Source organism: Citrobacter sp. Cm046 (assembly GCF_030333065.1).
Lineage (GTDB): Bacteria > Pseudomonadota > Gammaproteobacteria > Enterobacterales > Enterobacteriaceae > Citrobacter > Citrobacter murliniae.
Genome location: NZ_JAOWGP010000038.1, coordinates 48,310 through 74,700 on the forward strand (window position 1 = coordinate 48,310; position 26,391 = coordinate 74,700).

Consider the following 26,391-nt stretch of genomic DNA (forward strand, 5'->3'; position numbering starts at 1 on the left):
CCGCCCCGAAGGGCGGCTGACGTTACTTAACGCAGCGTGCGCACTGCGACGTCTGAATCTGCTGGAAGAAATCATTACCTTTGTCATCCACAAGGATAAACGCCGGGAAATCCTCCACTTCAATTTTCCAGATGGCTTCCATCCCCAGTTCCGGATATTCCACACATTCCAGACTTTTGATACTGCCCTGTGCCAGCACCGCTGCGGGACCGCCAATACTGCCCAAGTAGAAGCCGCCATGTTTATGACAGGCATCTGTGACCTGCTGACTACGGTTTCCTTTTGCCAGCATAATCATACTCCCGCCTTCGGACTGAAGCTGGTCAACATATGAGTCCATACGACCAGCAGTGGTTGGACCCAGCGAGCCTGAAGCATAACCTTCCGGCGTTTTGGCCGGGCCAGCGTAATAGATAGGGTGATCTTTTACATACTGCGGCAAACTCTCGCCGTTATCCATACGTTCTTTCAGTTTTGCATGCGCAATATCACGCCCGACAATGATCGTACCATTGAGCGACAGACGGGTGGAAACAGGATACTGCGACAACTGGGCCAGGATCTCTTTCATCGGGCGGTTAAGGTCGACACGTACGGCTTCACCCTCGCCTGCCTGACGCAGCTCCTCCGGGATGTATTTGCCTGGGTTGTTTTCCAGCTTCTCGATCCAGATACCTTCACGGTTGATCTTGGCTTTAATATTACGATCAGCCGAACAGGAGACGCCCATTCCAACCGGACACGATGCACCGTGACGCGGCAGACGGATCACGCGGATATCATGGGCGAAATATTTCCCGCCAAACTGCGCGCCTAACCCCAGATTCTGCGCCTCAATCAGCAACTCTTTTTCCAGTTCAACGTCGCGGAAGGCCTGTCCATGCTCGTTACCTTCAGTAGGCAACTCGTCATAATATTTCGCAGAAGCCAGCTTGACGGTTTTCAAAGTGGCTTCTGCGGAAGTTCCGCCAATCACAAACGCAATGTGGTACGGTGGACATGCTGCGGTTCCCAGCGTACGCATCTTGTCCACCAGGTAATTTTTCAATTTCCCCGGCGTTAAAAGCGCTTTGGTTTCCTGATACAGATAGGTCTTATTCGCCGAGCCACCGCCTTTGGCAATGCACAGGAATTTATACTCATCACCATCCACACTATACAGATCGATTTGCGCAGGAAGGTTAGTCCCGGTATTCACCTCGTTGTACATATCCAGCGCAGCATTTTGTGAATAGCGCAGGTTGTCTTCGATATAGGTGTTATAGACACCTCGCGCCAGCGCAGCCTCATCGCCACCTCCGGTCCAGACACGCTGACCTTTTTTACCAACGATAATGGCCGTCCCGGTGTCCTGACAGGTCGGCAAAACACCTTTTGCCGCAATATCTGAGTTGCGCAGGAATTGCAGGGCAACATATTTGTCGTTTTCGCTGGCATCCGGGTCGCACAGAATATCAGCGACTTGCTGCTGATGCGCAGGCCGCAGCATAAACGACGCATCATGAAATGCCTGACGCGCGAGGAGAGTTAACGCTTCAGGCGCAACTTTTACGATTTCCTGCCCTTCAAATTCGGCAACGGAAACATGGTCGCTGGTCAGCAGATAGTATTCGGTATCATCCTTGTTGAGGGGAAAAGGATGTTGATAATGAAAGGGTTTGTTTGACATTGTGCTCTCACTTACAGCTCGGTCTGGTTATTCTCTGGGCAGATGTTCCGTTGCCCTGCTTCCCTGTCGCAGCTCGGGTTGTAGAAGGCGTGGCTTTTCTGCAACCGGAATTGCTCAGGGTATTAAAAGCGAGTCACCATATCCTACACAATTTTTTAACAAAAACTGAGACAAAGACGACTTTTTACATGTGCAGGTTACTTCCCCCCGGTTTTCTTGGTTTAATGGACAGAGAAATTTCAACATTGAAACAGGGCATTGATAATGCAAAAACTCATCAACTCAGTGCAGAACTACGCCTGGGGAAGTAAAACGGCGTTAACCGAACTTTATGGCATTGCCAATCCGTCAAACCAGCCGATGGCTGAACTGTGGATGGGCGCCCATCCGAAAAGCAGCTCTCAGGTTCAGAGCGCTGAGGGTCAGTTAATTTCTCTGCGTGATGCTATCGAACACGATAAATCTGCTGTGTTAGGTGATGCCGTGGCGAAGCGCTTTGGTGAATTGCCCTTCCTGTTTAAAGTGCTCTGTGCCGCACAACCTCTTTCTATTCAGGTACACCCTAACAAACGCAACTCTGAAATTGGATTTGCTAAAGAAAACGCCGCAGGGATCCCGATGGACGCCGCGGAGCGTAATTACAAAGATCCTAACCACAAGCCTGAGCTGGTTTTTGCCCTGACGCCCTTCCTGGCCATGAATGCGTTCCGCGAGTTCTCTGACATTGTGGCATTGTTACAACCTGTCGCTGGTGCGCATCCTGCCATTGCACATTTCCTGCAGGAACCAGGCGCAGAGCGTCTGAGCCATCTTTTCGCCAGCTTGCTGAATATGCAGGGCGAAGAGAAATCCCGCGCACTGGCAGTCCTGAAATCTGCGCTTAACAGCCAACAGGGTGAACCATGGCAAACTATTCGCCTAATCGCTGACTTCTACCCTGACGATAGCGGTCTCTTCTCTCCTCTTCTACTCAACGTGGTTAAGCTGAATCCTGGCGAAGCTATGTTTCTGTTTGCTGAAACGCCCCATGCCTACCTGCAGGGTGTTGCGCTCGAGGTGATGGCTAACTCCGATAACGTTCTGCGCGCCGGACTCACGCCAAAATATATTGATATTCCTGAACTGGTCGCCAACGTTAAATTTGAAGCTAAACCGGCAAACCAACTGCTAACGACCCCAAATAAAACAGGTGGAGAGCTGGACTTCCCGATCCCGGTTGATGACTTCGCTTTCTCCCTGCATGAACTGTCAGCCGGAGAAGCGGCAATTAGCCAACAAAGCGCCGCCATCCTGTTCTGTATCGAGGGAGAGGCCGTGCTACATAAAGGCGAGCAGCGACTGGTACTGAAACCGGGTGAATCGGCATTTATTAGTGCAAACGAATCACCGATTAATGTCAGCGGCGTCGGCCGTTTAGCTCGGGTTTACAACAAGCTCTAGCAAGATACTGATATTTTTAGCAACTCTTGCTAAGCTAATAGTGAGTCAAAGACATGTCACTCCTCCAGGCGCTTTCAAACGCCTGGATTTATTTTATGGATATCGAAATGAAAAAATCGCTGGTAGCTGCGGGTGTGGTAGTTGCGTTGGGTATCGTCTGGACAGGCGGCGCCTGGTACACCGGAAAGAAACTTGAAACGCATCTCGCCGAGATGGTGACGCAGGCAAATGATCAGATCAAACGCTACTCACCTGAGTCCGGTATTGAACTGAGTTATCAGAACTACCAGCGCGGCGTGTTTAACAGCCAGTTGCAACTGGTGGTGAAACCTATTGCCGGTCAGGAAAATACCTGGCTGAAACCTGGGCAAACTATCGTTCTGAATGAATCTGTTGATCACGGCCCCTTCCCGCTGGCGCAGCTTAAATCATTGAATCTTATGCCAGCCATGGCGGCAGTGAAAACAACGCTGGTGAATAACGACGTTACAAAGCCGCTATTTGACATCGCTAAAGGGGAATCTCCTTTCACCATTAATTCCCGTATTGGCTATAGCGGCGACACCCGTTCCGATCTTTCTCTCAAACCACTGAACTACGAAAAAGGCGACGAAAAAGTGGCCTTTAGCGGCGGAGAATTCCAGTTCACGGCAGACAAAGACGGGAACGCAGTCTCTGTGACAGGAGAAGCACAGAGCGGTGTGGTGAATGCAGTCAATGAGTACAACCAGAAAGTACAAGTTACCTTTAATAACCTGACAACCGAAGGCTCCAGCAGCGTCGCCAGTTTTGGCGAACGCATTGGCGATCAAAAATTGTCTCTCGACAAGCTGTCGATTTCGGTCGAAGGTAAAGAGCTGGCCGTCCTTGAAGGCATGGGCATCGATGGTAAATCCGATCTGGTTAACGATGGTAAAACCGTCAACAGTCAGCTGGATTACACACTGAACAGCCTTAAATTGCAGGGTCAGGATTTAGGTAGCGGCAAGCTGACGCTGAAAGTGGCCCAGATTGATGGTGAGGCGTTACATCAGTTCAGTCAGCAGTATACCGCGCAAACCAAGGCGCTGATGGCGCAGATCGATGTGGTACAGAATCCTGAACTTTATCAACAAAAAGTGACAGAAGCGTTCTTTAGCGCCCTGCCAGTGCTGATGAAAGGCGAACCGGTTATCACCATTGCCCCACTAAGCTGGAAGAATGCCAAAGGTGAGACGGCCTTTAATCTGTCACTGTTCCTGAAAGATCCATCGACAAATCAGGACGAGCCGCAAACGCTGGCGCAGGAAGTTGATCGTTCAGTCAAATCACTAGACGCTAAGCTTGCTATCCCCGTAGATATGGCAACTGAGTTCATGACACAGATTGCCAAACTGGAAGGATACCAGCAGGAAGAAGCGGCAGGGCTTGCCAGGCAGCAAGTCAATGGTCTGGCGGCAATGGGTCAAATGTTCCGTGTAACTACGATGCAGGACAACACCATCGGCTCCAGTCTGCAGTATGCAAATGGTCAGGTAACTCTCAACGGCCAAAAAATGTCGCTGGATGAATTTGTTGGCATGTTTGGTATGCCGACGCTTTCAGAGCCGGATGCACCGGCGACCCCACAGCAGTAATCCTTATCTGCTATCAGCGTATGCCCGGTAACTTTGTTTATCGGGCTTTTTTATGCTTAGCACGTTACCAGTCGGGCGGAAAGCGTCATATTGCGCGAGTGACTTTCATCATGTCCAATTCGTTGCAGCACGCGTTCAGCAAGGGTGTAACCCATCTCACGCGCGGGCGTACAGGCCCAGGTAATAGGGAGATCGTCCAGCGCGTTTTCCGCCACATCGGCAAAAGCGGCCAGTGAGACCTGTTGCTCAAAGTAACGATCGACACCGATTTCGCCGCTCTGACGCCCTGCTTTCATCAGGCCAAACCATGCACCAGCCGCAATGGTTTCGTTGTAACATACCACCGCGCTGATGGTCGGATTATGGCGTAAAAGCGCCGTAACGGTCTCAGCGGCCTGCTTCTGACTGGAAGAACACTCCAGAACCCAATCGCTATGAAATGGCAGACCAAATTTTAGCAGCGTTGCACAATACCCTCCCACGCGTTCAGCTCGGGTCAACGATGAGCTTTGTCCCCCCAACCAGGCTATCCGTTGATGCCCATGATGGATGAGATGTTCAACCAGCAGTTGTGCTGCCTGCATATTGTCAGGTCTGACGGTGTCTGCATCATCCAGGTAGCTGGCGCGGGAAGCAAATACAACGGGGATCCCTTTATCATTGGCCAGGTATCGAAGCGCATCGCTACTGCCTGCAGCACCGGCGATCACCACACCATCAACGCCTTGATTAAGTAACATTGCAAAGCGCTGCGCCAGTTGCTCACCATCCTTACCGCCATGCAATAAAAACACCATACGTCCCTGAGCTTCTAACGCTTCGGTCAACCCTGCGGTAAGTTCAGCATAAAAAGGGGTGGAGAGATCGCGAACAATCAAACCAATAACACCGCTCTGCCCACCGCGAAGTGCTGATGCTTGCCGGTTGCGTACAAAACCCAGTTGCTCTATGGCCGCATTTACCCGTTCGCCGGTTGCAGATGAGATACGCCCCTTTCCACTGAGTACCAATGAGACTGTGCTGACCGAAACCCCCGCAGCCAGTGCAACATCATGGATGGTGATTTTTTTGGCTATAGCCATAAAAACGGAAAACCCCCTGATAACGTGACAGATAAAACGTTTTATCAATCGGTTATATTTATACGCCCTATTATCATTCGATAATGTGATTTATACCGCACTAAAATTAGGTAAAACGTTTTATCTTCTCGCCATCATTAGTCACCGAGCTTTACATGAGGAGTCGTTAGATGACGACGAGAACCACACCAAAAATAACGTTATGGGAATTTTTCCAACAGTTGGGCAAAACCTTTATGCTGCCCGTAGCTCTGCTCTCCTTTTGCGGGATCATGTTGGGGATCGGCAGCTCGTTAAGCAGTCATGATGTCTTAACGTTGATCCCGGCATTGGGTAATCCAGTACTACAGGCTATTTTTACCTGGATGAGTAAAGTCGGCTCTTTCGCTTTTAGCTTCCTGCCAGTGATGTTTTGTATCGCCATCCCCCTCGGTCTGGCTCGTGAAAATAAAGGCGTGGCCGCATTTGCGGGATTTGTCGGCTATGCGGTAATGAATCTCGCCGTCAACTTTTGGTTAACGGCCAAAGGGATTTTACCCACGACTGATGCGGCGATCCTGAAAGCCAACAACGTACAAAATATTCTTGGGATCCAGTCGATTGATACCGGGATCCTGGGGGCGGTAATTGCCGGGATCATCGTGTGGATGCTGCATGAACGCTTCCACAATATCCGTCTTCCTGATGCGCTGGCATTCTTTGGTGGCACCCGTTTTGTTCCTATCATCTCCTCGGTCGTGATGGGACTGGTTGGGTTGGTAATTCCACTGATATGGCCTGTTTTTGCCATGGGTATTACCGGGCTAGGCCACATCATCAATAGCGCGGGTGAATTTGGTCCGATGCTGTTTGGTACCGGTGAACGTCTGCTGTTGCCTTTTGGTCTGCATCATATTCTGGTGGCACTCATTCGTTTCACCGAAGCAGGTGGTACACAGGAAGTGTGTGGTCATAGCGTAAGTGGCGCGCTGACGATTTTCCAGGCGCAGCTGAGCTGCCCGACAACGCAGGGCTTCTCTGAAAGCGCAACTCGCTTCCTGTCGCAGGGTAAAATGCCGGCGTTCCTTGGTGGATTACCAGGAGCTGCATTAGCGATGTACCATTGCGCACGACCTGAAAATCGTCATAAAATTAAAGGGTTATTAATTTCCGGCCTCATCGCCTGCGTCATCGGTGGTACCACCGAACCTCTGGAGTTCCTGTTCCTGTTCGTAGCGCCAGTCCTGTATGTTATTCACGCTCTGTTGACCGGCCTTGGCTTCACCGTAATGGCAATTCTCGGCGTAACCATCGGCAATACTGACGGCAACCTGATTGACTTTGTGGTGTTCGGTATCCTGCACGGGCTGTCCACCAAATGGTATCTGGTCCCTGTTGTGGCGGCCATCTGGTTCGCGGTGTACTACATTATCTTCCGCTTTGCGATCACGCGATTTAATCTGAAAACACCGGGTCGTGACGTTGAAATTGCCAGCAATATCGAAAAAGTCATGGCGGGAACACCGGGTAAATCTGGCTACAACGTACCAGCTATTCTGGCAGCGCTGGGCGGTGCGGAAAATATCGTCAGTCTGGATAACTGTATTACGCGGTTGCGTTTATCAGTAAAAGATATGTCGCTTGTTAACGTCCAGGCACTGAAGGACAATCGTGCGATTGGCGTAGTACAACTTAATCAGCATAACCTTCAGGTCGTCATTGGTCCGCAGGTCCAGTCAGTCAAAGACGAAATCGCGGTTCTGATGAATACCGTACAGGCTTAAGGACAACGAAATGTTTGATTTTTCAAAGGTTGTGGACAGGCATGGCACATGGTGTACCCAGTGGGATTATGTCGCCGATCGTTTTGGCTCTGCGGATCTGCTGCCATTCACAATCTCTGACATGGATTTTACCACCGCCCCCTGCATCCTGGAGGCGCTGACAAAGCGCCTTTCACACGGAGTGCTGGGCTACAGTCGCTGGAAAAATGATGAGTTTTTAGCGGCGATCAGCCACTGGTTTTTTACCCGCCACGATACCAGGATTGACCCTCAGTCTTTGGTTTACGGCCCCTCCGTCATCTATATGGTGTCAGAGCTGATCCGCCAGTGGTCGTCTGCCGGTGATGCCGTGGTTATTCATACTCCGGCTTACGATGCGTTTTATAAGGCGATTGAAGGAAACCAGCGTGCGGTACTTCCTGTTGCGCTGGAGAAATGCGCAAATGGTTGGTATTGCGACATGGCAAAACTGGAGGCCGTCCTCGCGCGGGCTGAGAGCAAAATTCTTCTGCTCTGTAGTCCACAAAACCCAACGGGAAAAGTCTGGACCCGCGATGAACTGGAAACCATGGCAGAACTGTGCCAGCGCCACGATGTAAAAGTTATTTCCGACGAGATTCATATGGATATGGTATGGGGAGAACAACCGCACATTCCATGGAGTAACGTGGCGCGAGGAAACTGGGCACTGCTCACCTCCGGCTCGAAGAGTTTTAATATTCCGGCATTAACCGGCGCTTATGGACTTATCGAGGACGCCCAAAGTCGCAATGAGTACCTCAGTGCACTGAAAGGCCGTGACGGACTTTCTTCACCTGCAGTACTGGCGCTTACTGCACATATTGCCGCCTATCAGGACGGTGCAAGCTGGCTCGACGCACTGCGGGATTATCTTGCCTGCAATCTGCGCTACATCGCCCGGGAACTCAATGCCGCCTTCCCTGAACTGAACTGGCAGATACCACAATCCACGTATCTGGCCTGGATTGACCTGCGCCCACTCAACATTGATGACCAGGCGTTGCAGAATGCACTTATCCAGCAGGAAAAAGTGGCGATCATGCCGGGATATACCTACGGAGAAGAAGGTCGCGGTTTTGTTCGCCTGAATGCCGGATGTCCACGTTCAAAACTTGAAAAAGGCGTTAAGGGGTTGATTAACGCAATCCGTTCAGTACGTTGATATGTTTGCGCAATGAGCCATTCATTGCGCAAACTCTTAATTTGGGCGCCGGTTTCCCGCTTTTAATTACTGTCTAATTTTTATCTATAGGGTTCTGTGAGTAAAAAGGGCTATTTATCATCTGATCGTGTATAGTGGCCCTCCACTCAAATCAGGAAGAGCCTATGTCAGATCGTAAAAATAATAAATCCCGCCGTAATTTTCTTGTCAAATGTCTTTGTCCAAACTGCACCGCACAATCAGAACACAGTCACTCTCGGGTACAAAAAGGTGCAATGTTAATTTGCCCCCATTGCAATAAATTATTCCAGTCCGACGCTAAACTCGTCGCGTAAATTGCTATTAAGATAACTGCTGCTCAAAATTATAATGATGAAAAGCGGTTATCCATTCTATCTGCAATCCAAATAGCAAAAAACCCGCTATCAGCGGGTTTATAATTAAGTATGTATAATTCCAGTGCTTCTGCCAGTTTGTCTACTCAGGACAAAGCCGTCTTCGTTGTCGCAAAAGGCATAAGCAGGAATTATTACTCTGCCACTACGACATTAGCAGCAGCCGGGCCTTTTGCGCCATTCTCAACAGAGAACTCGACCTTCTGCCCTTCAAGCAAGGTACGGAAGTTATTCGACTGAATAGCAGAAAAATGTACGAAAACATCTTTAGAGCCATCAGCCGGAGAGATAAAACCGAAACCTTTATCGGCGTTAAACCATTTTACTAAACCAGTCATTTTATTAGACATATTAAATATTCCTTAACTTGAGCCTTTCGGCGAACAGGGGCTTTATTACAGAAACTACGTAGTGCTTAGTAGGGAGACTCAAGAAAGGGATTACTGAAAATACCTGGTGATGAGAACTGCTTTAGTAAACTACTTTGTATGCTGTCTGTCATTCAAACCGACGACGCTATTAACTCATGATGCTCTGGATTACGCAACTTTTATTTTAGCCGTCCAGATATCCTTAGTGCTAAAAAATAGTTCTGGCTTTATTTCTCCTGATACGTATAGTGCACCCCGTTATATCTATTAAGGAATTTATTTGTCTCGTAAAATGACAGGAATTGTCAAAACCTTTGACTGCAAGAGTGGCAAAGGACTCATCATCCCTTCAGATGGTCGTAAAGATGTTCAGGTTCACATTTCAGCGTTAAGCCCCCACGAATCAGAAGTACTCACTCCAGGCATACGTGTAGAGTTTTGCCGGATCAATGGTCTGAGAGGACCAACTGCCGCCAATGTCTATCTTTCATAGCACAGTATCTGATGCATGGCACTGGTCGACACATCTTTAAACGACGGATGAAGCCATATTGCTGAGACGCTCAGAAATGGCTGAGTACTGAGGGTCTCTGGGTTCCAGACTAATTTCGAATGGTAATTGCCTCGAAACTAAGGCTTCCTTGCAAGGTAAATAGCGGTAACAAAATTACGCTTCACCTTTCCTCCAAAATCCTTTTTCACTACCCTCTCTATCTCATTGAGGAATTGCGTGCGCTCTATTTCACTCAGTCGCGCAACCGGTGAAAATGTTGAAATCAATTGTCTGGTCTGTCGGGCATCCATTTCTGATTCCCATCTGAACTCATCACTAATAATCTCGGTAAACCCGGCTTTTGCCAGATCATCGAGCCTTTCTCTTTTTTGTAGTGGGTAAGGATGGCGGTGACCCGCCTTATGTGAAGGGCTGGCGCTAAGGGGGGCAAACAAGCGATCTGTTCTTTGCATGAATGCATCCTCGTTATGCGGGTCGCCAAAAACAGTCCACCACATAGCAAACCATCCTCCGGGGCGCAGAAGCTGGAATATCCTTTCGAGTCCGCTCACGGGTTCGATCCAGTGAAAAGAGGTGGCTGCAATCCCCAGGTCAAAGCAGCCGGGCTGCAGTAGTACGTCCTCAAAAGTGGAATTTATAATCGAGAATGAGTCCTGCGAATACCGACCCAGTCTTTCCTTTAACTTTATAGCCAGATTGTGGTCAGGTTCGATTGCACTTACCTGATATCCCATATCAAGCAGATGTTCCGTTGCTTGCCCGGTCCCAGGCCCAATCTCGAAGGCCCTCCGGCAGATTTCTGGTCCGCAATGCTCTTTAAGTAATGCAAATATATGTAACGGGTAATCAGGCCTGCCCTGCTGATATGCATTCGTATCTCTGCCAAATAAAGCCCGCCCTTCGTTAAGCGGAATGTGCTCTTGCATCATCTTTCTATCCTTCAAATTGTCTAACAATTTCGAGTGTCAGACACTCAGCCAGCAACGTTGTGCCGGATATTTTAACTCGTCGCATGTCCTTACCCAGCGCAGGGATAACCCTACCCCCAACATGAGTAAATAACTTCAACGAATAGAAAGGAATTATGAGTTTTCCACACAAAACTGAATCTGCGTTATTCGAAACGGTGATAAAACAAGCGGGTGACTACCGGAGCTGAGCAACTGTCTGCCAGTGTAACTCCAGCAATCTCATATTCAGCCTGATGGATCATCCCTATGGCAACATGCTTTACGGTGTTTCCTTGAGTCGGATGGCCAATAAGGATTGTGTGCAGATAGCCCTGCTCAACGAAAAACTGAAATGAATACCCAAATATGCTCCAATTACAAAGTGATAGTGCCATTTTTTCAAAGTTATTAGAGGATTATTATTCTGTTGTATAATACTGCGCACTTTAACTAAATGACGTGAGTGCGACCATGATTGATACTTCCCTACCCTTGACCGATGTCCATCGCCACCTTGATGGTAATATCCGCGCGCAGACAATTCTCGATCTTGGCCGTCAGTTTAATTTGACACTCCCGGCTCAGACGCTTGAAACACTGATTCCTCATGTACAGGTCACATCGACAGAACCGGACCTGGTCAGCTTTTTGTCGAAGCTTGACTGGGGTGTGAAAGTCCTGGCATCTCTGGATGCTTGTCGCCGCGTGGCATTTGAGAATATTGAAGACGCCGCGCGTAACGGTCTGCACTATGTTGAGTTGCGCTTTTCTCCGGGCTACATGGCAATGGCGCATCAACTTCCGGTAGCGGGTGTGGTTGAAGCGGTCATCGAAGGTGTACGCGAAGGCTGTAAGACTTTCGGCGTTGAAGCACGCTTAATTGGTATTATGAGTCGTACCTTCGGCGAGACTGCTTGCCTGCAGGAGCTGGAGGCATTACTGGCACATCGCGGCCACATTACCGCACTGGATCTTGCCGGTGACGAACTCGGTTTTCCGGGTAGTTTATTCCTGTCACACTTCAACCGTGCGCGCGACGCGGGTTGGCACATTACTGTTCATGCAGGTGAAGCCGCTGGCCCGGAAAGCATTTGGCAAGCCATCAGAGAACTGGGTGCAGAGCGTATTGGTCACGGGGTCAAAGCGGTAGAAGATCGTGCATTAATGGATTTTCTCGCCGAGCAACGAATCGGTATTGAATCCTGCCTGACATCTAACATCCAGACCAGTACGGTCGCTTCACTGGCAGTACATCCGCTGAAAACGTTCCTTGAGCATGGTGTTCTGGCCAGTCTGAATACTGACGATCCGGCGGTTCAGGGCGTAGATATTATTCACGAATACACCATTGCGGCCCCGGCTGCTGGATTGACCCGCGAGCAAATCCGCCAGGCGCAAATCAATGGACTGGAAATGGCATTCCTGAGTGATGAAGAAAAGCGGGCTCTGCGCCAGAAAGTGGCAACAGCGTAACCGTGTGATGCGTTAATGCATGATGGCATTAACGCATCAGCAGTCTGCAATCAGATAATTGCAGGCGGTTGATAAACTCGATCAGGCAAGGCACAGCGTGGAGCGGTGTTTAGCCGACTCAATACCAAGCTCAATCAATTCCATAATTTGAATTGCCTGTCTGGCCGGAACCGGATTCTCACCGTTTCCATTTAGCGCATCTCGGATGCCCGCATAGTAAGCGGGATAATTACCCGGTATGGTAAGCAGGGTTTCTTCAACGCGTTCTTCGCCTTCAACCCGCGTCAGTACGCCATCTCGCATGTCGTAGCCCCAGTCTTCCTGCGGCAAACGTTCGCCATTTTTCAGACGTTCTTCCTGAGGATCAAGACCATACTTTACATAGCTCCCGCGCGATCCGTGAACGATGTAGCGTGCAGATTCAGCAGCAGCCAGCATTGTGCCGTGCAAAATCACCCGACGCTGCGGATAAGTCAAAATAGCATGGAAATAATCTGTCGATTGCGCGCCGGGACGAAGCTGAGCCAGATCAACAGTCAGACTGACAGGCAAGCCGAACAGGTTGATCGCCTGATCCAGAAGATGAGGTGCCAGATCGTACCAGATACCACTTCCAGGCCCCCCCTGTTCGCGCCAGCGGTCTCGGACCTGGGGACGGAAACGATCGAAGTGGGATTCAAAATAAGCCACTTCGCCCAAAACACCATCTGCCAGCAGAGCTTTCAGCGTCAGAAAATCACTGTCCCAACGACGATTATGGAACACAGACAGCACTCGTCCCAGACTGCGCGCCAGCATATCCAGTTCACGAGCTTGTGACAGTGTCACGGTAAAAGGTTTATCAACAACCACATGTTTCCCGGCTTCCAGCGCTGCTTTTGCTAACGGGAAATGGGTGTCATTCGGCGTGGGGATAACAATCAAGTCAATGCTGGGATCATCAAACAAATGCCGTGGCTCAGACACAACCGCCACCGAAGGCCAATCCGCTTTAACTTTTGCTTCGTCACTACTGGACACCGCCGCCAGTTCAAGACCCGGTGTACCGACTATCAGGGGAGCATGGAAGGTTTTACTGGCATAACCGTAGCCGATTAGCCCAACGCGGATGTTGTCACTCATGTCATTGCCTCTCATTTCAGGTCCGATCTATTTCACACCATACATAGCAACGTCACAACCGTTTAATAACCTCTACACGATAATGGTTGTTACTTAACTTAAGTCAAACATATGTCACTTAGAGTAAATTTGCTGCGAAAAAGTCAGAGAAATCGTTCCCAATGCTCTTGCCGTATTATTTATTGATTAGTAACATTTGTGCCTTGTGTTTAAGGATAAATCAAAGCAAATGTCGTCAGTAATGAATCGTCTTATTGAATTAACTGGTTGGATTGTTCTCGCGGTCTCTGTCATCCTGCTGGGTGTTGCCAATCATATTGATAACTATCAGCCGCCGGAACCAACAGCAACCTCAGTGCAGAAAAAATAAGCCTCACCAATTCTTTATAGCCCAGCACTGTCCGCAGTGACTGCTGGGTTTAGCTGCAAAAGATGAAATTTTGTCAGAAAAAGCGAATTATGGCGCTTCCGCCCCTGGGCATATTGCCTGCGATTGCGAAGCGCGTTACCCTTTCCCCTGGTGCAGACAGCATCTGCTTTTCTACCGATATGAATAATCTTATTTTTGTATTTGCACACTGGTTCGCTTTTATCTGTGCAACATTGTTTATTTCTTAATATTCACTACTCCGTTGGTATTATTTTATTAATATGGATCTCCGTTTATGACTGTTCAGGACTACTTATTAAAATTCCGCAAAATCAGTTCACTCGAAAGTCTGGAAAAACTGTTCGATCATCTTAACTACACGCTGACCGACGATCGGGACATTATCAATATGTATCGTGCTGCGGACCACCGCCGCGCGGAGCTTATCTCCGGTGGACGCCTGTTTGATGTAGGCCAGGTGCCAAAGTCGGTCTGGCATTACGTGCAATAAACAAGAAGTAGCGCTCAACGTTAAAAGCTTTATAATAATTGCCCCAAAATGAACGGCACGTCTGTTCATATACGCGTAAACCTGGAGAAGAGATGACTACGACACCGGCACAACGTATCGGAGGCTGGCTACTTGGGCCACTGGCCTGGCTGTTAGTTGCGTTGTTGAGCGCTTCGCTGGCGTTATTGCTTTATCTCACTGCGCTGGCAACGCCGCACACATTCAAAATGCTCGGTGAACAAAGCCCGATGAATCTGTTCTTGTGGGGTATTTCCTTTATTACAGCTATTGCCATGTGGTACTACACGCTGTGGCTGACCATCGCGTTTTTCAAACGCAGACAGTGCGTTCCTAAGCATTACATTATATGGCTGCTAATTTCCGTGTTGCTGGCGATTAAAGCGTTTGCGTTTTCACCAGTCCCGGACGCTTTTGCCGTACGCCAGCTATTGTTCCCTTTGTTAGCTGCTGCACTGCTGGTGCCCTATTTCAAACGCTCGCAACGCGTTAAGACAACGTTTGTGAACCCGTAATAACCTTACAGTTAACCTGTTGTCGCCTGTTGTAGATTGACAGATAATAGGCGGCTTTTTTATTTCAGGCCGAAAAATGACTGATTACCTGCTGCTGTTTGTCGGAACTGTACTGGTCAATAACTTTGTACTGGTCAAGTTTCTGGGGCTTTGCCCCTTTATGGGTGTTTCCAAAAAACTGGAAACCGCAATGGGTATGGGCCTCGCCACGACTTTTGTCATGACGCTGGCATCTATTTGCGCATGGTTGATTGACACCTGGATCCTCATCCCGCTCGATCTCATTTATTTGCGCACGCTGGCCTTTATCCTGGTCATCGCTGTGGTCGTGCAATTTACCGAAATGGTGGTGCGCAAAACCAGCCCTGCGCTGTACCGTCTGCTGGGGATCTTCTTACCGCTGATCACCACAAACTGTGCGGTACTGGGCGTCGCATTGCTGAACATCAATCTTGGTCATAATTTTTTACAGTCGGCGCTGTACGGATTTTCCGCTGCTGTCGGCTTCTCACTGGTGATGGTACTGTTTGCTGCGATTCGCGAACGCCTCGCCGTGGCAGACGTCCCTGCCCCTTTTCGCGGTAATGCGATTGCGCTAATTACCGCCGGTTTAATGTCATTGGCCTTTATGGGCTTTAGTGGTTTGGTGAAGTTGTAATGAATGCTATCTGGATTGCCGTTGCCGCAGTGAGTCTGCTGGGTCTGGCGTTCGGCGCTATTTTGGGTTACGCCTCTCGTCGTTTTGCCGTAGAGGACGATCCAGTCGTGGAGAAAATCGATGAAATTCTTCCGCAAAGCCAGTGTGGACAGTGCGGTTATCCGGGCTGCCGCCCTTATGCTGAAGCCATAGGCTGCCAGGGTGAAAAAATTAACCGCTGCGCACCTGGCGGTGAAGCGGTGATGTTGAAAATTGCTACTCTGCTTAACGTCGATCCGCAACCTATTGATGGCGAAGAGCAGGACCTTACGCCCGTGCGCATGCTGGCAGTCATTGATGAAAATAATTGTATTGGCTGCACAAAGTGTATTCAGGCCTGTCCGGTCGATGCCATCGTGGGCGCGACGCGCGCCATGCACACGGTGATGAGCGATCTCTGCACGGGGTGTAATCTGTGTGTTGATCCGTGTCCGACCCAATGTATCGAATTACGTCCAGTCGCCGAAACACCTGATAGCTGGAAGTGGGATTTGAACACTATCCCCGTGCGCATCATTCCCGTGGAACAACATGTTTAATCTATTCTCTGCATTCAGAAAAAACAAAATTTGGGACTTCGATGGCGGCATACATCCACCGGAGATGAAAACCCAGTCAAATGGTACTCCACTGCGACAGGTTCCGCTGGCGCCGCGTTTTATCATTCCGCTGAAGCAGCATATTGGTGCTGAAGGTGAGCTGTGCGTAAACGTGGGTGATCACGTTCTGCGCGGCCAGGCGCTGACCCGCGGGCGTGGCAGAATGCTGCCGGTTCATGCTCCGACCTCGGGCACGATTACCGCCATCGCCCCTCACTCCACTGCGCATCCTTCGGCATTAGCCGAGCTGAGTGTCATCATTGATGCGGATGGAGAAGATCGCTGGATTGAACGCGATTGTTGGGCAGATTATCGCTCCCACAGCCGGGAAGAGTTAATTGCACGTATTCACCAATACGGTGTAGCCGGATTAGGTGGTGCAGGTTTTCCAACCGGCGTCAAACTGCAGGGCGGCGGTGATAAAATTGAAACGCTAATCATCAATGCCGCTGAATGTGAACCTTACATTACGGCTGATGACCGTTTAATGCAGGATTGTGCGGCCCAGGTCGTCGAAGGCATCCGTATACTCGCGCATATTTTGCAGCCACGCGAAATATTACTCGGGATTGAGGATAACAAACCGCAGGCAATTTCAATGCTGCGTGCGGTGCTGGCAGACTCGCACGATATAAGCTTACGCGTCATTCCCACTAAATACCCTTCCGGCGGGGCCAAGCAATTGACCCAAATACTGACCGGGAAACAAGTTCCGCACGGTGGACGCTCCTCGGATATCGGTGTACTGATGCAAAACGTCGGTACTGCCTATGCGATTAAACGCGCCGTGATAGACGGAGAACCAATCACCGAGCGTGTTGTTACGTTGACAGGTGAAGCCGTCAGCCGTCCGGGTAACGTCTGGGCACGGTTAGGCACCCCTGTTCGTCATCTGCTGAATGACGCCGGTTTTTGCCCTTCTGCTGAACAGATGGTGATTATGGGTGGCCCACTGATGGGCTTCACCCTTCCCTGGCTTGATGTTCCCATCGTTAAGATCACTAACTGTCTTCTCGCGCCATCTGTCAGTGAAATGGGTGAACCGCAGGAAGAGAAAGGCTGCATTCGTTGTAGCGCCTGTGCCGATGCCTGCCCGGCGGATCTTCTGCCTCAGCAACTTTACTGGTTCAGTAAAGGACAACAGCACGATAAGGCAACCAGTCACAATATCGCTGACTGCATTGAATGCGGAGCCTGTGCCTGGGTTTGTCCAAGCAATATTCCGCTGGTGCAATATTTCCGCCAGGAAAAAGCTGAGCTTTATGCCATTAGTCAGGAAGAAAAACGCGCCGCTGAAGCAAAAGCACGCTTTGAAGCCAGACAAGCACGACTGGAACGTGAAAAAGCGGCTCGTCTTGAACGCCACAAAAGCGCGGCGGTACAACCTGCCGCAAAAGATCATGATGCCATTGCCGCCACACTTGCCCGCGTAAAAGAAAAGCAGGCGCAGGCAATGCAGCCGGTGGTGATCAAGGCTGGCGAAAAACCCGACAACAGCGCCGCCATTGCCGCCCGTGAGGCGCGCAAAGCACAGGCACGAGCTAAACAGGCGGAAAACTCACTGTCTGAAGAGAGCGGTACGGCGACTGATCCGCGCAAAGCTGCCGTCGAAGCCGCGATTGCCCGGGCTAAAGCGCGCAAACTTGAGCAGCAGACAGACGCTGAAACGGCCGAACCGGTAGACCCGCGCAAAGCCGCTGTCGAAGCCGCGATTGCCCGGGCTAAAGCACGCAAACTTGAACAGCAGACGGACGCTGAAACGGCCGAACCGGTAGATCCGCGCAAAGCCGCTGTCGAAGCCGCGATTGCCCGAGCTAAAGCACGCAAACTTGAGCAGCAGACCGTCGCTGAAACGGCCGAACCGGTAGATCCACGCAAAGCCGCCGTCGCGGCCGCTATTGCACGCGCGCAGGCTAAAAAAGCCGCACAGCAGCAGGTTGTTAACGAGGAATAAATGGTATTCAGAATAGCAAGCTCCCCTTATACCCATAATCAGCGCCAGACATCACGCATTATGCTGCTGGTGTTAATTGCCGCATTACCGGGTATTGCCGCTCAGTTATGGTTCTTTGGTTGGGGAACGTTATTGCAGATAGTTCTCGCCTCTGCCAGCGCTATCGCCGCCGAAGCCAGCGTGCTAAAACTGCGTAAACAGCCCGTCGTCGCAATTCTCAAAGACAACTCCGCGTTGCTGACAGGATTGCTGCTTGCTGTCAGTATTCCGCCGCTTGCTCCGTGGTGGATGGTGGTATTAGGTACTGTATTCGCGGTTATCATTGCCAAACAATTGTATGGCGGTCTCGGGCAGAATCCATTTAACCCCGCAATGATAGGCTATGTCGTCCTGCTTATTTCATTCCCGGTGCAGATGACCAGCTGGTTGCCACCGCATGAAATTGCGGCTACGGTGCCGGGTTTCTTTGATGCCCTGAACGTAATCTTTACCGGACATACCGCGGGCGGCAGTGATATGAACGCTCTACGCATGGGGATCGATGGCATCAGTCAGGCCACACCGCTGGATACGTTCAAAACATCGTTACACGCAGGACACTCCGTTGAACAAGTCATGCAATATCCTATTTACAGCGGAATGCTCGCAGGCGCTGGCTGGCAGTGGGTGAACCTGGCCTGGCTGGCTGGCGGTGTAGTGTTATTGTGGCAAAAAGCAATTCGCTGGCATATCCCGGTCAGTTTTCTGCTATCGCTCGCCATCTGTGCGACGTTAGGCTGGTTTTTCTCCCCGGATTCACTGGCTTCACCACAGTTGCACCTGCTCTCAGGTGCAACTATGCTCGGCGCATTCTTTATTCTTACCGATCCCGTTACGGCATCAACAACTAACCGTGGTCGCCTGATTTTTGGCGCGCTTGCAGGTCTGTTAGTGTGGCTGATTCGCAGTTTTGGTGGGTATCCGGATGGCGTGGCCTTTGCCGTATTGCTGGCAAATATCACTGTTCCCCTGATTGATTATTACACCCGCCCTCGCGTGTACGGACATCGCTAAGGACAACATATGCTGAAAACGATTCGTAAACACGGTATCACTCTGGCACTGTTTGCTGCGGGCTCTACGGGGTTAACGGCAGCCATTAATCAGTTAACCAAGTCCACCATTGATGAACAGGCCGCACTGCAGCAAAAGGCGCTGTTCGATCAGGTTTTGCCTGGCGATCGCTACAATAATAATCTGCCTGAAAGCTGCTATCTGGTTAATGCACCGGCGTTGGGTAAAGGATCACACCACGTTTATATTGCCCGTCAGGATGACCGTCCGGTAGCGGCAATTCTGGAAGCTACCGCACCTGATGGATACTCTGGCGCTATTCAGTTGCTGGTCGGCGTCGATTTCAATGGTACCGTACTGGGTTCGCGCGTAACGGAACATCATGAAACGCCGGGGCTGGGTGATAAAATAGAGCTGCGTCTGTCCGACTGGATAACCCATTTTAGTGGCAAAAAAATCAGCACTGAAAATGACCCACACTGGGCGGTTAAAAAAGACGGTGGTGACTTTGACCAGTTCACTGGCGCGACCATCACCCCGCGTGCGGTAGTTAATGCAGTTAAACGCGCTGGTCTGTACGCGCAAACGCTGCCTGCGCAGCTTCCTCAACTTACCGCCTGTGGAGAATAAACCATGAGCGAAATTAAAGACGTCATTGTTCAGGGGCTATGGAAAAATAACTCCGCCCTGGTGCAGTTACTCGGCATGTGCCCACTGTTAGCGGTGACCTCTACCGCCACCAACGCCCTGGGTCTGGGGCTTGCTACAACACTGGTACTGACGCTGACTAACCTGACTATCTCAGCCCTGCGTCGCTGGACACCGCCTGAAATTCGTATCCCGATTTATGTCATGATCATCGCCTCAGTGGTGAGTGCGGTGCAGATGCTTATCAACGCATATGCCTTTGGTTTGTATCAGTCCCTGGGGATCTTCATTCCCTTAATTGTGACCAACTGTATTGTGGTTGGCCGTGCAGAAGCGTTTGCCGCTAAAAAAGGCCCCGCTTTATCCGCGCTCGATGGTTTTTCCATCGGCATGGGAGCAACCGGCGCGATGTTTGTCCTCGGATCACTGCGTGAAATCATTGGTAACGGGACATTGTTTGATGGCGCAGACGGCCTGCTGGGTAGCTGGGCCAAAGTGCTGCGCGTCGAGATTTTCCATACGGATACGCCGTTCCTGTTGGCCATGCTACCGCCGGGAGCGTTCATTGGTCTGGGACTGATGCTGGCAGTTAAATATCTTATTGATGAAAGAATGAAAAAGCGTCGTGCTGAGGCTGCAGTGACGGACAGTCCGGCAGGCGAGACAGGGAATGTGTAATGAACAAAGCGAAACGGCTGGAAATACTCACACGTCTGCGTGACAACAACCCGCATCCAACAACCGAGCTCAATTTTACCTCGCCGTTTGAGTTGCTGATTTCCGTTTTACTGTCGGCGCAGGCCACCGATGTCAGCGTCAATAAAGCCACTGCAAAGCTCTATCCCGTCGCCAATACCCCTGCCGCGATGCTGGATCTCGGTGTCGAAGGGGTTAAGTCGTATATTAAAACGATAGGCTTGTTTAACAGCAAAGCAGAAAACGTAATTAAAACCTGCCGTATTCTGCTGGAACAACATCATGGCGAAGTACCTGAAGATCGGGCTGCACTGGAAGCACTGCCCGGTGTCGGGCGCAAGACAGCGAATGTGGTGCTAAACACCGCCTTTGGTTGGCCTACCATAGCCGTCGATACCCATATTTTTCGAGTGTGTAATCGAACGCAATTCGCGCCGGGTAAAAACGTTGAGCAGGTAGAAGAAAAACTGCTGAAAGTTGTTCCCAGTGAATTTAAAGTCGATTGCCATCACTGGTTAATTCTTCATGGTCGCTACACCTGCATTGCCAGGAAACCACGTTGTGGCTCTTGTATCATCGAAGACCTCTGCGAATTCAAAGAGAAAGTCGATATCTGATAATGTTGGGGGCAAGAACCCTTTCCCACTTCCATAACGATTAGTTATGCACTTCTTAATCTCTCATTTCCCGTCAATGATGCCATAGTCGCGGGCATATCTGATGTAATATTCTTGTGAATTAACACCTGAGCAGGTTAATCGTTTTTTTAGTAATAGAAATTTCTATCCATCCGTGATCAAGATCACCCTGATAACACAATGTAAAATATTTTTTATTTTGTAGTTAAAATGACAAGCAAATGACCTGACCCCGTCAATTCGATACAAAACATTACACTGGCTATTTTTAAGATAATGGCCTATATCACTGGATTCAACCTTGAATAGCAGAACATATCGCCACATTGCGGTTTACGCCCCTATCTGACAGTGTAAAAATCTGCCATTTTTCAATTGAAGAAATTTAACGCTAGATAACATTTATTAGCCTGGATGATTTCACCAGTTCAGATATATGTAACAGATTATTACAAACCCCTTGTCTGAATGGTCAAGATAGTGAACATTACTTGCCGTTTCCCCTCCCACTATAACAATCGGACGGATGAACTTGACTCATCACGTACCTGAACACCCCCGTTGATATGGGATGTAAAAAAAGAGGTAAAAGTGTCTACTGCAAACAATAAACCAACTGAAAGCGTCAGTTTAAACGCCTTCAAACAACCAAAAGCGTTCTATCTCATTTTCTCGATTGAGCTGTGGGAACGTTTTGGCTATTACGGCCTGCAAGGAATTATGGCCGTCTACCTGGTGAAGCAACTGGGTATGTCAGAAGCGGATTCCATCACCCTTTTCTCATCCTTTAGCGCCCTGGTTTATGGTCTTGTTGCCATTGGCGGCTGGTTAGGTGACAAGGTTCTTGGAACGAAGCGTGTCATCATGCTGGGTGCTATTGTCCTGGCCATCGGTTATGCACTGGTTGCATGGTCTGGTCACGACGCGGGTATCGTTTATATGGGCATGGCGGCCATCGCGGTCGGTAACGGTCTGTTCAAAGCAAACCCATCATCCCTGCTGTCTACCTGCTATGCAAAAGATGACCCGCGTCTTGATGGTGCATTTACCATGTACTATATGTCCGTCAACATCGGTTCATTCTTCTCTATGCTGGCAACTCCGTGGCTGGCTGCACGTTACGGCTGGAGCACCGCGTTCGCACTGAGCGTCGTTGGTATGCTGATCACCGTCGTGAACTTCGCATTCTGCCAGCGTTGGGTCAAACAGTACGGTTCTAAACCGGACTTCGAGCCAATCAACTACCGTAACCTGCTGCTGACAATTGGTGGCGTTGTAGTTCTGATCGCTATCGCGACATGGCTGCTGCACAACCAGGGTATCGCACGTATGGTTCTGGGCGTTATCGCTATGGGCATCGTGGTTATCTTCGGTAAAGAAGCGTTCTCCATGCACGGTGCTGCGCGTCGTAAAATGATCGTCGCTTTTATTCTGATGCTGGAAGCGATTATCTTCTTCGTGCTTTACAGCCAGATGCCGACGTCACTGAACTTCTTTGCGATTCGTAACGTTGAACACTCTATTCTGGGCATCGCTTTCGAACCTGAGCAGTACCAGGCACTGAACCCATTCTGGATCATCATTGGCAGCCCAATCCTTGCCGCCATCTATAACAAGATGGGTGACACCCTGCCGATGCCAACCAAGTTTGCTATTGGTATGGTTCTGTGTTCTGGCGCGTTCCTGATCCTGCCGCTGGGTGCGAAATTCGCAACTGATGCGGGCATCGTTTCCGTTAACTGGCTGATCATCTGCTACGGTCTGCAAAGTATCGGTGAACTGATGATCTCTGGTCTGGGTCTGGCGATGGTTGCACAGCTGGTTCCGCAGCGCCTGATGGGCTTTATCATGGGTAGCTGGTTCCTGACTACCGCAGGCGCCAACATTATTGGTGGCTACGTTGCTAACATGATGGCAGTTCCAGAAAACGTTACTGACCCACTGATGTCTCTTGAAGTATACGGACGTGTGTTCCTGCAGATTGGTATTGCTACAGCGGTTATTGCTGTTCTGATGCTGCTGACAGCACCGAAACTGAACCGTATGACTCAGGACGACGATGTAAGCGAGAAAGCCTCTAAGGCCGCAACAGCGTAATTCTCAGGGAAACTTATCTTAAGGCTGCTAACTTTATGTTAGCGGCTTTTTTTTTGTCTGAGGTAGCACTACCATACGATATACCTCAGCCACAAGGAGTTACCGATGAAACTGTTCTACAAACCGGGCGCTTGTTCTCTTGCTTCCCACATCACACTGCGTGAGAGTGGTAAAGATTTCACGCTGGATGGTGTTGATCTGATGAAGAAACGTCTGGAAAACGGCGACGATTTTTTCGCGGTAAACCCAAAAGGACAAGTTCCCGCGCTGCTGCTTGATGACGGAACGCTACTGACCGAAGGCGTTGCCATCATGCAGTACCTGGCCGACTCTGTACCAGACCGTCAGCTCCTTGCCCCCACCAGCAGCCTCTCCCGCTACAAAACAATCGAGTGGCTTAACTTTATTGCTACAGAGCTGCATAAAGGCTTTACCCCTCTGTTTCGCCCCGATACACCAGAAGAGTACAAACCAACCGTTCGTGCTCTGCTGGAGAAAAAAATGCAATATGTAAATGAGTCATTAAAAGACAATCCGTGGATCTGCGGTCAACGTTTCAGCATTGCGGATGCCTATCTGTTCACCGTGCTGCGCTGGGCATATGCAGTGAAATTGAATATGGAAGGATTCAGCCATATCGAAGCGTATATGGCGCGTATGGCGGAGCGTCCGGCAGTGACTGCGGCGCTAAAAGCTGAAGGGTTAAACTAACTGTTTAGTGCCGGATAGCGCTAACGCTTATCCGGCATTTATTACAACTGCGTTGCGCTAAAGTAGTGTTCCGGTTTAGCGATACGATCCTGAGCGGCAACCACCTGCAGCTCATACTCCTGCATCTCTTTGGTCGCGATCATAATTTCGTACACCGCCGCAGTCACATGTTCCAGCGCCTGTTGTAAAGACGCGCCCTGTAACAGCTTCACCAGCAGTAAACCGCTGGTAACATCACCAACGCCAACAGGCTGACGAGTACCAAAATCCACTAATGGTCGACTGATATGCCACGCTTGTTCAGCAGTCACCAGTAGCATCTCAAAACGATCCGTGCTGATACCCGCGCGAGCAAGGTGCTTAACCAACACAATTTCCGGACCCTGAGCAATCAGTTCACGAGCCGCTATCACTGCCTCATTCACATTGTTAACTGCGTGCTCACACAAGATTTCGAGTTCGACCAAATTGGGTGCGATAATATCGCTGGCCGGTAGCGCATGGCGTACATGAAATTCGGCAACACCCGGCGCAACAATACATCCTTTTTCTGGATGGCCCATTACCGGGTCGCAGAAATATTTCGCTTGTGGATTGGCTGCTTTAACTTTGCGCACAATGCCCAGAATATGCTCGCCCTGCTCTGCAGACCCCAGATATCCGCTTAGAACTGCGTCGCACTGCTGGAGTTTATCGATATCAGCAATACCCTGGACGATTTCAGTCAGGTGACTGGGCGGCATGACACAGCCTGTCCATTTACCGTACTGCGTGTGGTTGGAAAACTGAACGGTGTTAAGTGGCCAGACATTCGCGCCAAGACGACGCATCGGAAATTCTGCTGCACTATTGCCCGCATGGCCAAAAACAACGTGGGACTGGATGGCGAGGATATTCTTCATTTAACTTACCACAACCCTAGAATAATAAAGGGGCGTAGTTTCCCACGCCCCCGCTGACTTTTACTTACTTCCAGCAAATCAGGCAATAGTTCTTTTTGCCACGGCGCAGTAAGGTGTAGCGACCGAACAAAATATCACTCTCCTGGAAGAAATATTCCGGGTCAGATTGTTTCTCACCGTTGATAGTGACCGCGTTAGACGCAATAGTCTTACGCGCCTGGCCGCGAGAAGGTTGCAGTTCGGAATCAACCAGTGCCTGCATCAGATCGGCACCTTTTTCCATCTCAATCATCGGTACGCCATCCTGTGCCAGCTGTTCGAAATCAGCTTCGCTCAGGGAGCCCAGGTCACCGTTGAACAGGCTTTCGGTAATGCGTTTTGCCGCCACCAGCCCTTCTTCACCATGAACCAGACGTGTCACTTGTTCAGCCAGAACATACTGAGCACGAGGCGCTTTGCCACTGTTCTTATCTTCTTCTTCCAGAGCGTTGATCTCTTCAATGTCCATAAAGGTGAAGAATTTAAGGAAGCGATACACATCAGCATCAGCGGTGTTAATCCAGAACTGGTAGAACTTATACGGACTGGTTTTTTTCGGATCCAGCCATACTGCGCCACCTTCTGTTTTACCGAATTTGGTACCGTCTGCTTTGGTGATCAGCGGAACAGTCAGGCCAAACACCTGGTTCTGATGCAGGCGGCGAGTCAGGTCGATACCAGAGGTAATGTTACCCCACTGGTCAGAACCACCGATTTGCAACGCAACGCCGTGCAGTTTGTTCAGGCAAGCGAAGTCGTAACCCTGCAACAGGTTGTATGAAAACTCGGTAAAAGAGATCCCCTGATCGTCACGGTTAAGACGTTGCTTCACCGCTTCTTTGTTGATCATCTGGTTAACGGAGAAGTGTTTGCCGATATCACGCAGGAAAGTCAGTACGTTCATACCGCCAAACCAGTCGTAGTTGTTCGCAGCAATCGCAGAGTTGTCGCCACAGTCGAAATCGAGGAACGGCGCAACCTGTTTGCGGATCTTATCCACCCACTCCTGCACGGTGTCTTCGGTGTTCAGTTTACGCTCGGCGGCTTTAAAGCTCGGGTCACCAATCAGCCCCGTTGCACCACCTACCAGTGCGACAGGCTTATGGCCCGCCTGCTGGAAGCGTTTCAGGCATAACAATGGAACCAGATGCCCCAAATGCAAGCTGTCAGCGGTAGGATCGAAGCCGCAATAGAGCGCGATCGGGCCTTGCGCCAGTCGCTCTGCTAACGCTTCCTCGTCCGTCACCTGGGCCACCAGCCCCCGCTCTTGCAATTGTTTAATCAAGTTACTGCTTGCCATCAAAATCTCCATGTATAAAACGACTGCACCTTTGCCGGTACACGACTTTTCGCCTGATGCGAAAG

26 protein-coding genes are annotated in these 26,391 nt (G+C 50.0%); 19 read left to right on the top strand and 7 right to left on the bottom strand.

The features are described from left to right. Positions 1 to 22: 22 nt before the first annotated feature. Positions 23 to 1,669, bottom strand: a complete 1,647-nt coding sequence (gene fumB, locus OGX98_RS10915; RefSeq protein ID WP_286595276.1) for a class I fumarate hydratase — start codon at positions 1,667 to 1,669, stop codon at positions 23 to 25. Positions 1,670 to 1,933: 264 nt separating this feature from the next. Here fumB and manA point away from each other — a divergent pair, with 264 nt between their 5' ends. Next, a complete protein-coding gene (gene manA / locus OGX98_RS10920; RefSeq protein WP_045442602.1) occupies positions 1,934 to 3,109 on the top strand; it encodes a mannose-6-phosphate isomerase in 1,176 nt (391 codons plus the stop codon). Positions 3,110 to 3,216: 107 nt separating this feature from the next. Continuing rightward, complete coding sequence (locus tag OGX98_RS10925; protein ID WP_286595291.1) at positions 3,217 to 4,725, top strand: YdgA family protein; 1,509 nt, start codon at positions 3,217 to 3,219, stop codon at positions 4,723 to 4,725. Positions 4,726 to 4,781: 56 nt separating this feature from the next. On the opposite strand, the gene OGX98_RS10930 is transcribed toward OGX98_RS10925, so the two are convergent. After that, positions 4,782 to 5,807, bottom strand: a complete 1,026-nt coding sequence (locus OGX98_RS10930; protein ID WP_045442599.1) for a Mal regulon transcriptional regulator MalI — start codon at positions 5,805 to 5,807, stop codon at positions 4,782 to 4,784. Positions 5,808 to 5,977: 170 nt separating this feature from the next. Here OGX98_RS10930 and malX point away from each other — a divergent pair, with 170 nt between their 5' ends. The 3 genes from malX to OGX98_RS10945 all read left to right on the top strand — a co-directional run bounded on the left by malX (position 5,978) and on the right by OGX98_RS10945 (position 9,088). Beyond that, positions 5,978 to 7,570 carry a maltose/glucose-specific PTS transporter subunit IIBC gene (gene malX, locus OGX98_RS10935; protein ID WP_045442589.1) on the top strand — a complete coding sequence of 531 codons (1,593 nt, stop codon included), beginning with the start codon at positions 5,978 to 5,980 and terminating at the stop codon, positions 7,568 to 7,570. A 10-nt stretch (positions 7,571 to 7,580) separates the two neighbouring features. After that, complete coding sequence (locus OGX98_RS10940; RefSeq protein ID WP_286595277.1) at positions 7,581 to 8,753, top strand: MalY/PatB family protein; 1,173 nt, start codon at positions 7,581 to 7,583, stop codon at positions 8,751 to 8,753. A gap of 164 nt (positions 8,754 to 8,917) precedes the next feature. Beyond that, positions 8,918 to 9,088, top strand: a complete 171-nt coding sequence (locus OGX98_RS10945) for a YnfU family zinc-binding protein (protein ID WP_223306988.1) — start codon at positions 8,918 to 8,920, stop codon at positions 9,086 to 9,088. Between the two features lie 194 nt (positions 9,089 to 9,282). Here the strand turns inward: OGX98_RS10945 and cspG are convergent, their stop codons facing one another. Further along, complete coding sequence (gene cspG / locus OGX98_RS10950; RefSeq protein ID WP_045442583.1) at positions 9,283 to 9,498, bottom strand: cold shock protein CspG; 216 nt, start codon at positions 9,496 to 9,498, stop codon at positions 9,283 to 9,285. Positions 9,499 to 9,799: 301 nt separating this feature from the next. Between cspG and cspH the strand changes: the two genes are divergently transcribed. Continuing rightward, positions 9,800 to 10,012: a cold shock-like protein CspH gene (gene cspH / locus OGX98_RS10955; RefSeq protein ID WP_071828923.1), complete on the top strand. Its 213-nt coding sequence runs from the start codon at positions 9,800 to 9,802 to the stop codon at positions 10,010 to 10,012. A 137-nt stretch (positions 10,013 to 10,149) separates the two neighbouring features. Here the strand turns inward: cspH and OGX98_RS10960 are convergent, their stop codons facing one another. Then, on the bottom strand, positions 10,150 to 10,962 hold the full coding sequence (locus OGX98_RS10960) for a class I SAM-dependent methyltransferase (RefSeq protein WP_286595278.1): 813 nt from the start codon (positions 10,960 to 10,962) through the stop codon (positions 10,150 to 10,152). A 492-nt stretch (positions 10,963 to 11,454) separates the two neighbouring features. Between OGX98_RS10960 and add the strand changes: the two genes are divergently transcribed. After that, entirely contained in the window at positions 11,455 to 12,456 is a 1,002-nt protein-coding gene (add, locus tag OGX98_RS10965) for an adenosine deaminase (protein ID WP_286493839.1), read from the top strand. Positions 12,457 to 12,537: 81 nt separating this feature from the next. On the opposite strand, the gene OGX98_RS10970 is transcribed toward add, so the two are convergent. Continuing rightward, positions 12,538 to 13,578, bottom strand: coding sequence for an oxidoreductase (locus OGX98_RS10970; RefSeq protein WP_048221507.1), 1,041 nt, complete (start codon positions 13,576 to 13,578; stop codon positions 12,538 to 12,540). A 241-nt stretch (positions 13,579 to 13,819) separates the two neighbouring features. On the opposite strand from OGX98_RS10970, the gene blr reads away from it, so the two are divergent. The 12 genes from blr (at position 13,820) to gstA (ending at position 24,085) form a co-directional block, all read left to right on the top strand. Continuing rightward, positions 13,820 to 13,948: a division septum protein Blr gene (gene blr, locus OGX98_RS10975; protein ID WP_045442577.1), complete on the top strand. Its 129-nt coding sequence runs from the start codon at positions 13,820 to 13,822 to the stop codon at positions 13,946 to 13,948. A 295-nt stretch (positions 13,949 to 14,243) separates the two neighbouring features. Beyond that, a complete protein-coding gene (gene ydgT / locus OGX98_RS10980; protein ID WP_045442575.1) occupies positions 14,244 to 14,459 on the top strand; it encodes a transcription modulator YdgT in 216 nt (71 codons plus the stop codon). Between the two features lie 92 nt (positions 14,460 to 14,551). Continuing rightward, positions 14,552 to 14,992: a DUF2569 domain-containing protein gene (locus OGX98_RS10985; protein ID WP_045442573.1), complete on the top strand. Its 441-nt coding sequence runs from the start codon at positions 14,552 to 14,554 to the stop codon at positions 14,990 to 14,992. Positions 14,993 to 15,068: 76 nt separating this feature from the next. Continuing rightward, a complete protein-coding gene (gene rsxA / locus OGX98_RS10990) occupies positions 15,069 to 15,650 on the top strand; it encodes an electron transport complex subunit RsxA (RefSeq protein WP_005121199.1) in 582 nt (193 codons plus the stop codon). Next, positions 15,650 to 16,228 carry an electron transport complex subunit RsxB gene (gene rsxB, locus OGX98_RS10995; RefSeq protein ID WP_045442568.1) on the top strand — a complete coding sequence of 193 codons (579 nt, stop codon included), beginning with the start codon at positions 15,650 to 15,652 and terminating at the stop codon, positions 16,226 to 16,228. Before rsxA ends, rsxB begins: the two co-directional genes overlap by 1 nt. Next, positions 16,221 to 18,242, top strand: a complete 2,022-nt coding sequence (rsxC, locus tag OGX98_RS11000; RefSeq protein WP_286595279.1) for an electron transport complex subunit RsxC — start codon at positions 16,221 to 16,223, stop codon at positions 18,240 to 18,242. Before rsxB ends, rsxC begins: the two co-directional genes overlap by 8 nt. Then, entirely contained in the window at positions 18,243 to 19,295 is a 1,053-nt protein-coding gene (gene rsxD, locus OGX98_RS11005; RefSeq protein ID WP_284097223.1) for an electron transport complex subunit RsxD, read from the top strand. Between the two features lie 9 nt (positions 19,296 to 19,304). After that, complete coding sequence (rsxG, locus tag OGX98_RS11010; protein ID WP_225760880.1) at positions 19,305 to 19,925, top strand: electron transport complex subunit RsxG; 621 nt, start codon at positions 19,305 to 19,307, stop codon at positions 19,923 to 19,925. Between the two features lie 3 nt (positions 19,926 to 19,928). After that, positions 19,929 to 20,621, top strand: a complete 693-nt coding sequence (locus OGX98_RS11015) for an electron transport complex subunit E (RefSeq protein ID WP_045442557.1) — start codon at positions 19,929 to 19,931, stop codon at positions 20,619 to 20,621. Beyond that, positions 20,621 to 21,256 carry an endonuclease III gene (gene nth / locus OGX98_RS11020; protein ID WP_045442555.1) on the top strand — a complete coding sequence of 212 codons (636 nt, stop codon included), beginning with the start codon at positions 20,621 to 20,623 and terminating at the stop codon, positions 21,254 to 21,256. The genes OGX98_RS11015 and nth overlap by 1 nt, the downstream gene beginning before the upstream one ends. Before the next feature lie 612 nt (positions 21,257 to 21,868). Further along, entirely contained in the window at positions 21,869 to 23,374 is a 1,506-nt protein-coding gene (dtpA, locus tag OGX98_RS11025) for a dipeptide/tripeptide permease DtpA (RefSeq protein WP_048221511.1), read from the top strand. Positions 23,375 to 23,479: 105 nt separating this feature from the next. After that, positions 23,480 to 24,085, top strand: coding sequence for a glutathione transferase GstA (gene gstA / locus OGX98_RS11030; RefSeq protein ID WP_045442550.1), 606 nt, complete (start codon positions 23,480 to 23,482; stop codon positions 24,083 to 24,085). Between the two features lie 41 nt (positions 24,086 to 24,126). Here the strand turns inward: gstA and pdxY are convergent, their stop codons facing one another. Further along, positions 24,127 to 24,987 carry a pyridoxal kinase PdxY gene (gene pdxY, locus OGX98_RS11035; protein ID WP_045442547.1) on the bottom strand — a complete coding sequence of 287 codons (861 nt, stop codon included), beginning with the start codon at positions 24,985 to 24,987 and terminating at the stop codon, positions 24,127 to 24,129. A 64-nt stretch (positions 24,988 to 25,051) separates the two neighbouring features. Further along, positions 25,052 to 26,326, bottom strand: coding sequence for a tyrosine--tRNA ligase (tyrS, locus tag OGX98_RS11040; protein ID WP_045442543.1), 1,275 nt, complete (start codon positions 26,324 to 26,326; stop codon positions 25,052 to 25,054). Positions 26,327 to 26,391: the final 65 nt, after the last annotated feature.

What these genes read in the sequence shown, in the direction of transcription:
- fumB (WP_286595276.1), bottom strand. Translation starts at nt 1,669, where the DNA reads ATGTCAAACAAACCCTTTCATTATCAACATCCTTTTCCCCTCAACAAG.
- manA (WP_045442602.1), top strand. Translation starts at nt 1,934, where the DNA reads ATGCAAAAACTCATCAACTCAGTGCAGAACTACGCCTGGGGAAGTAAA.
- OGX98_RS10925 (WP_286595291.1), top strand. Translation starts at nt 3,217, where the DNA reads ATGAAAAAATCGCTGGTAGCTGCGGGTGTGGTAGTTGCGTTGGGTATC.
- OGX98_RS10930 (WP_045442599.1), bottom strand. Translation starts at nt 5,807, where the DNA reads ATGGCTATAGCCAAAAAAATCACCATCCATGATGTTGCACTGGCTGCG.
- malX (WP_045442589.1), top strand. Translation starts at nt 5,978, where the DNA reads ATGACGACGAGAACCACACCAAAAATAACGTTATGGGAATTTTTCCAA.
- OGX98_RS10940 (WP_286595277.1), top strand. Translation starts at nt 7,581, where the DNA reads ATGTTTGATTTTTCAAAGGTTGTGGACAGGCATGGCACATGGTGTACC.
- OGX98_RS10945 (WP_223306988.1), top strand. Translation starts at nt 8,918, where the DNA reads ATGTCAGATCGTAAAAATAATAAATCCCGCCGTAATTTTCTTGTCAAA.
- cspG (WP_045442583.1), bottom strand. Translation starts at nt 9,498, where the DNA reads ATGTCTAATAAAATGACTGGTTTAGTAAAATGGTTTAACGCCGATAAA.
- OGX98_RS10960 (WP_286595278.1), bottom strand. Translation starts at nt 10,962, where the DNA reads ATGATGCAAGAGCACATTCCGCTTAACGAAGGGCGGGCTTTATTTGGC.
- add (WP_286493839.1), top strand. Translation starts at nt 11,455, where the DNA reads ATGATTGATACTTCCCTACCCTTGACCGATGTCCATCGCCACCTTGAT.
- OGX98_RS10970 (WP_048221507.1), bottom strand. Translation starts at nt 13,578, where the DNA reads ATGAGTGACAACATCCGCGTTGGGCTAATCGGCTACGGTTATGCCAGT.
- blr (WP_045442577.1), top strand. Translation starts at nt 13,820, where the DNA reads ATGAATCGTCTTATTGAATTAACTGGTTGGATTGTTCTCGCGGTCTCT.
- ydgT (WP_045442575.1), top strand. Translation starts at nt 14,244, where the DNA reads ATGACTGTTCAGGACTACTTATTAAAATTCCGCAAAATCAGTTCACTC.
- OGX98_RS10985 (WP_045442573.1), top strand. Translation starts at nt 14,552, where the DNA reads ATGACTACGACACCGGCACAACGTATCGGAGGCTGGCTACTTGGGCCA.
- rsxA (WP_005121199.1), top strand. Translation starts at nt 15,069, where the DNA reads ATGACTGATTACCTGCTGCTGTTTGTCGGAACTGTACTGGTCAATAAC.
- rsxB (WP_045442568.1), top strand. Translation starts at nt 15,650, where the DNA reads ATGAATGCTATCTGGATTGCCGTTGCCGCAGTGAGTCTGCTGGGTCTG.
- rsxC (WP_286595279.1), top strand. Translation starts at nt 16,221, where the DNA reads ATGTTTAATCTATTCTCTGCATTCAGAAAAAACAAAATTTGGGACTTC.
- rsxD (WP_284097223.1), top strand. Translation starts at nt 18,243, where the DNA reads ATGGTATTCAGAATAGCAAGCTCCCCTTATACCCATAATCAGCGCCAG.
- rsxG (WP_225760880.1), top strand. Translation starts at nt 19,305, where the DNA reads ATGCTGAAAACGATTCGTAAACACGGTATCACTCTGGCACTGTTTGCT.
- OGX98_RS11015 (WP_045442557.1), top strand. Translation starts at nt 19,929, where the DNA reads ATGAGCGAAATTAAAGACGTCATTGTTCAGGGGCTATGGAAAAATAAC.
- nth (WP_045442555.1), top strand. Translation starts at nt 20,621, where the DNA reads ATGAACAAAGCGAAACGGCTGGAAATACTCACACGTCTGCGTGACAAC.
- gstA (WP_045442550.1), top strand. Translation starts at nt 23,480, where the DNA reads ATGAAACTGTTCTACAAACCGGGCGCTTGTTCTCTTGCTTCCCACATC.
- pdxY (WP_045442547.1), bottom strand. Translation starts at nt 24,987, where the DNA reads ATGAAGAATATCCTCGCCATCCAGTCCCACGTTGTTTTTGGCCATGCG.
- tyrS (WP_045442543.1), bottom strand. Translation starts at nt 26,326, where the DNA reads ATGGCAAGCAGTAACTTGATTAAACAATTGCAAGAGCGGGGGCTGGTG.